Annotated in this window: 5 protein-coding genes; 1 reads left to right on the top strand and 4 read right to left on the bottom strand. The window is 52.3% G+C overall.

Annotation, left to right across the window (positions count from 1 at the left end; genetic code table 11):
• The 4 genes from ABYW01_RS15995 to ABYW01_RS15980 form a co-directional block, all read right to left on the bottom strand.
• Positions 1 to 299: winged helix DNA-binding protein (locus tag ABYW01_RS15995; RefSeq protein WP_372834568.1), on the bottom strand; the 299-nt coding region annotated here is incomplete at its 3' end.
• 183 nt (positions 300 to 482) lie between these two features.
• Positions 483 to 1,658, bottom strand: coding sequence for a hypothetical protein (locus ABYW01_RS15990; protein WP_372834565.1), 1,176 nt, complete (start codon positions 1,656 to 1,658; stop codon positions 483 to 485).
• A 4-nt stretch (positions 1,659 to 1,662) separates the two neighbouring features.
• Positions 1,663 to 3,006 carry a malonyl-CoA decarboxylase domain-containing protein gene (locus ABYW01_RS15985; RefSeq protein ID WP_372834562.1) on the bottom strand — a complete coding sequence of 448 codons (1,344 nt, stop codon included), beginning with the start codon at positions 3,004 to 3,006 and terminating at the stop codon, positions 1,663 to 1,665.
• Positions 2,993 to 3,664, bottom strand: a complete 672-nt coding sequence (locus tag ABYW01_RS15980; protein WP_372834559.1) for a GntR family transcriptional regulator — start codon at positions 3,662 to 3,664, stop codon at positions 2,993 to 2,995. The genes ABYW01_RS15985 and ABYW01_RS15980 overlap by 14 nt, the downstream gene beginning before the upstream one ends.
• Positions 3,665 to 3,765: 101 nt before the next feature.
• Here ABYW01_RS15980 and ABYW01_RS15975 point away from each other — a divergent pair.
• Positions 3,766 to 3,997: AMP-binding protein (locus ABYW01_RS15975; protein ID WP_372834556.1), on the top strand; the 232-nt coding region annotated here is incomplete at its 3' end.

The raw sequence follows: 3,997 nt of genomic DNA, 5'->3' as shown, positions 1-3,997 counted from the left end.
TCAATCAGTTCCAGATTTACCAGCTTACGCAGGCTGTACTGAATGTTCGGGATATCGTCCCGGTTCAGCAGTCGCGCAATAATAGTCACCGGTTTCGGCCGGTCCTGCATGCGGATAACATGCAGAATAATCAGCTCATGATAGGTCAGGTTACTTAATCCGGAAGTGCTGCCAACCTGCAGGCAAAAGCGCTGAAATGCTTCGTGAAAACGCAGTAGCGCCCATTCAAACTCGGTTGTGTATGCATCATGCTCGGTACGCGCAAGATGCCAGCTTTTATATAGATTAATATCTGCCATTCGTAAGTTCTTTTATATCAGAGCCGCACTGGAACACATGGAGCGCAGGATGAAGATGGGATTTATATTGGGAGTATAAGTATACGGGCGCCATTATAAGCCGCCCTTGCTTTAGATCAATATGAAGAATTCAATTGATAAGCAATCGCAATTATATACAACAATCCCACTCTTAGGCAGTCCTTAAACCCTAGCCTGTACCCTCTTCTCGGCCTGCCAATCCACCCCGTGACAACACTCCGTAGCAAGCTTCCCGGTAAACTGCTCAATCACTGTCGGCGGCAGGGAGTAGATTCTGACGTGCTTTTCCAGCACTAATTCATCGGCCATCAGGGACATCGCAATAAAGGTTGCCCCACTACCAACCTGCTCAACCTTCACGGTTAACGGGGGCTGACGCTCCGCAGCGTACCGTAGAATCGCAGCGGTCAAACTCAGACAAGCAGAGAATCCCCGCTGTTCGTTGAGCAGACTAAACTGCTGAACCGCATCACCTGACAGCGCTGGCAATGTCTCATTGGCCTCCTGTCGGGACAGTAACTGATCACAAAATGCCAGCAGCTCATCACAGCCCAGCGCTTGCGTTCCAGCAAAGCCCAGCGCGTCAGTTTGCTCCGCATCAGCCAGCGTCACGCCCGCAGAAAATAGCCCTGAATCGATCAGTGCGGCATGATCTTCTGCACTTTTTTGCAGTAAATCATCCAAACGCTGACGCAAACCTAGCAGGGTTATTGGATTCACCGGCAATCTCAGCAACAGATTCATGACCTGCATCGGATCGTCCGGCAGCAATGCCGACAGTTCAGCATTCAACAAACGATATACGGCGCTGTAATAAAACGGAGTCTGGCTGAGTTTTTCGCCGGTTAACTGTGCAATGACCCGGCTGCCGGAAACCCCATACTGACCATTGACTGAACCCAGCTGATACTGACAGGCCCCGGCAATAAGCAGGGCACCGCCAAAACACCCCACCTTTTCACCCAGTACGGCGACGGTCACTATCCGGGTATGAATATTCAGCCGGTGCAGGGCTTTGATCGCAGCGGCGCAGCGTTGCATCCCCTGCCAGTCGTCCTTCAACGACACGCCAGCAGAATCGAGACACAGGACAATACGATCAACCTTCGCGGCTTCCGCATCAGCCAGAAAGGCCAGTAATTCGTCTCCCAGCGCTCCATCGATACTGCCCGCTCTATGCTCGGGCCGATTGGCCCAAACGGCGATACGTTGCGGTTGATCACCCTCACTCATCCCTAGCCAACTTGCCGAACGCGGATTCAGTTGCTTCGCCTCAAGGCTCTGCAACCGATCTGCCAGCTGAGCGGCGCGTGTCAGGTTTGACGCTGCCAGTTGCATCCCGTTACCCCAGCTTTTTGCGCATCGCACGGTGGACGTCGATCGTACCGTCACGCTTAAACTGCTCGTGATTTTGCTCTACCCGGCCAAGATCGTAGAGGTAATTCACCATCAGACCGTAGCTGCTTTTCAGTCCATACGGGCGACAATTGGCGAACGCATTGATGCGGAAGATGGAAGCGCCGTTGCTGAGATGGAAACGCGCGACCGGATCGTAGGGTTCACTCTCCCGCTTAATTTCCGTCAGATACGCCAATCCCAGCTTTTCAATAAACAGCACAGTGGGAGCATGATCCACGCTGAGTTTGTCGGCTTTGTGTTGCAGCAGATCCCGTAAACTGGAGACCTGATAGCGCTCTTTCAGCTCGCCCAGCTGATTGCCCGCCAACTGCTCCAGCCGGGTTTCATCCAACTTTTCACTATTCAGCGCCCGGCTTAGTCCCGGAATTGGCGACAAGGTGGAGAACTGAGTGATATGCGGATGGTTCTGTTGAATATGCTGCACCACCTGCTTAATCAGAAAGTTGCCAAAGGAGATCCCCCGCAACCCTTTCTGACAGTTAGAGATGGAGTAGAAGATCGCCGTGTTGGCCTGATCGGCATCCACTTCCGGCTGATCCTGATCGAGAAACGGATCAATAGCGGTACTCACCGCGTCGGTATAACCCACCTGAACAAAGATCAGGGGTTCATCCGGCAACGCCGGGTGAAAGAAGGCGAAGCAGGCACGGTCAGAGGCCAGACGCCGTTTCAGATCCTGCCAGTTCTGAATCTCGTGAACCGCTTCGTAGCGAATCAGTTTTTCCAGCACATCGGCCGGAGTGTGCCAGTTGATCTCTCGAAACTCCAGAAATCCGCGGTTAAACCAGGCTTCCAGGATGGTCTGAAGATCCAGATCGACCGCTTTCAGCTCTGGATTATCCGCTAGATGATCGAGCAGATCTTCCCGCATCCGTACCAGCGCCTGTGTCCCAACACCGGGGATATTCAGTAGCTCGAACAATGTCCAGCGCCCCTGACGCAGGGACGCCAACAAGCGGCGATAGGTGTGTGCATCCGGTTGCGTATCCATCGCCTGCGCATGTTTCCCCAGCGCTTGATAATCCGGTGACAAGTCACGTGCCAGATACTGGAAGAAGCTCAGTTTCTCTTCGGTTGTCAGGCGTATATAGCGGTCCAGAATCTGCTGAGCGATCGCCAATGCAACCGCATCACCGCGCTGATTCAACAGCGCGCTGCAATCTTCCTGCAGCGAATAGGCCATATCAAAACGGGATGGGTCTTCTGCATGTAACAGTTCGCGGCCCCGGGTGGCTACAGAATCGATCAGGCGGTTAATCCACTTCATGTTCACTGTCCTCCAGTATTGCGGCTTTCAGCGCTTCATACTGATTCATCAGATGAACCTGCATCGCTTGATTGGCACCGGCGGCATCACCCGCTTCAATTGCTGTGATGATGTTGCGGTGCTCTTCCAGAGAATGGAGCAGGCGGCCCTGCAGTTTCAGTTGCTGCTGACGGGCCAGACGGATGACACGGGATAGATCAAGCGTAATCCGTTGCAACCATTCATTACCGGAGACCGCTTTCAGCTCGTCGTGGAAAACGATATTTTCCTCGTAATAACTGGCCAGATCGCCTTTGGCTGCGCTCTCTTCCAGACAATCGTGCAGGTGGCGTAAGCGACGTAACTCACTGGCAGTGGCGCGTTCCGCCACCAGCTGAGTGCAGTAGCCTTCCAGCAACGCCATGATCGGGAACAGTTCGTCCAGCTCTTCTGGACTGATGCTTTTTACGTAACTGCCCTTGCGTGGTACTAACTCCACCAAACCGTCAGATGCCAACACCTTAAGTGCTTCGCGCAACGGCGTACGGCTGATTCCCAGTTCATCGCAGAGTTTCATCTCATCGATCCACTGACCGGGTTCTAACCGGCTCTCATAGATCATCCTCGCAAGGATCTCTGCCACTTCCTCATACAACACTCTTCTTTTTATTATGCTCATGATTGATTGGCTTTATATTTAGTTTCAATTGAAATTGCATTGTAGTGTAATTAGTAATTACAATCAAAATGCATTGAAAACAAATACAAGAGGAAAGATGCATGAATTTATACCAGGCATTTTATGAGCGTTTTGCGCCTTATCCGGATCGCACTGCCTTGCGTATGCCCGAAACTGACAGTTCTATGACTTATGGCGAGTTACATGCACGTTCGGGACAATACGCCACATTATTAGCCTCATCAGGGCTTCAGGCCGGCGATCGGGTTGCCGTTCAGGTCGATAAATCCGGTGAAGCACTGGCGTTATATCTGGGTGTTTTACGCGCCGGTG

This window comes from Pontibacterium sp. (assembly GCF_041587635.1).
Classification (GTDB): domain Bacteria; phylum Pseudomonadota; class Gammaproteobacteria; order Pseudomonadales; family Balneatricaceae; genus Pontibacterium.
This window is presented reverse-complemented; position numbering and strand designations above follow the sequence as displayed.